Origin of the sequence: Metallosphaera yellowstonensis MK1, from assembly GCF_000243315.1 — an archaeon.
In the GTDB taxonomy this organism is placed as follows: Archaea; Thermoproteota; Thermoprotei_A; order Sulfolobales; family Sulfolobaceae; genus Metallosphaera; species Metallosphaera yellowstonensis.
Genome location: NZ_JH597768.1, coordinates 363829 through 365221 on the forward strand (window position 1 = coordinate 363829; position 1393 = coordinate 365221).

The window sequence follows — 1393 nt, forward strand, 5'->3', positions numbered from 1 at the left end:
GACAACAACTTAGCGTTAATGCTGAAGCCTTCCCAGTCGGCCAGAGCGGTACGGTGATGGTGAACGCGAAGGTCTCTCTAGGTCAGATAATAGTTGTATGGATACTAACCTATGAGTTCGGATCGTGGTATAGGTTGGGCTACTTTTTCGTTAATCCAGAGGACGCCGGTCTGAGATTATATGTTACCACGGCTACTGCTCCATATCTGGGTAACAGCAAAAATACTAACTTCCAGCCTCCCCACTTGTTTAGCAATAACCAGGGGTTCGAATTGGGTCTTTGGTTCAAGGTAATAGACAACGCTACGTCCCCTCAAACATATTATATTTTACTTTTAATGCTACCAATAACAAGATTTATTATATATATATTTATCAGTACGGCGAGAAAATATTGGTTAAAACCAATGCAAGTTCTAATAACCCCATCCTAAATGCAAGTCCTAATATCCCCATCCCACTTGCCAACGCGAATGTAGGGGCGGAATACTTCATTAACATGAGTTTCGGGTCTCAGGTAAATCAACACGGTATATCGATATATAATTCCAAAGGAAATCTCATAAATGATACTACCCTAGTTATTGGAGAGGCAAACTCCTACGTGACTAGTGTAAAGTTCGGCTCACCATATCAGGCTGTTGAGATTTCCCAAGCATTTCTTGAGACATTACAAAATAAAAATGGACTCGGAGCTTTCTATAATACATCATCCACTGCGCTTCGTAATGGATTTTATTATAATAACACTGAACCTCTATATCAGATTATTCATGGAACTAAATATCTGCACGCCATTGTCTACTGGTACTTCGTCTACCCTACATCCTCTCCTCCTCCCTACGTTAGTGCCACAGTGTGGTACTGGTCCAATGGTAATGGGAGCCCATCTTTGATTGAGACGTATCTCTACCCCTCAGGTCCTAACACGTGGACTATAGACTAAATGGACTTTCCTGCGGAGCCCACCAGTTACATTTTTATCCTCAACTTCCCACTTGTTTTTGCGGCCGTAGTCCAGCCTGGATTAGGACGCTGGCCTCCCAAGCCAGAGATCCCGGGTTCAAATCCCGGCGGTCGCATCTCTTTTTAATTTACAGCAGTTATTAGATTTGCCTTTGATTGCAGGCCGACATTTATGGGAAAGTCCTATAACTGCTGTAATTTAAATGATTGTACTCCACTATGCTCATCATAACCGACTAAGGCCGTGATGAGAAGAGGGTCGAGTGATAGGTGATCTACGCTGGAAAAACTGATTTAAGCTGTTCTGATCAACCTGTTTGATCCTAACCCGTCGTGTGAACGTAGAGTTCATCTCTTGGAATATTGCTATTGATGATATCCTAGAACCTGTCTCTAAGCAATAGACTTAAAATCATATTCCAAAAAT

1 protein-coding gene, 1 tRNA gene and 1 pseudogene are annotated in these 1393 nt (G+C 42.1%); all 3 read left to right on the forward strand.

Going from position 1 to position 1393, the window contains the following annotated elements; all coding sequences use genetic code 11:
* A pseudogene (locus tag METMK1DRAFT_RS18235) lies at window positions 1-434 on the forward strand (hypothetical protein); the annotation flags it as partial.
* Window positions 395-946, forward strand: a complete 552-nt coding sequence (locus METMK1DRAFT_RS18240; RefSeq protein ID WP_009073416.1) for a hypothetical protein — start codon at window positions 395-397, stop codon at window positions 944-946. The pseudogene METMK1DRAFT_RS18235 and the gene METMK1DRAFT_RS18240, both read left to right, overlap by 40 nt.
* A 60-nt stretch (window positions 947-1006) precedes the next feature.
* A tRNA-Gly gene (locus tag METMK1DRAFT_RS09440) sits at window positions 1007-1082 on the forward strand.
* Window positions 1083-1393 lie beyond the last annotated feature (311 nt).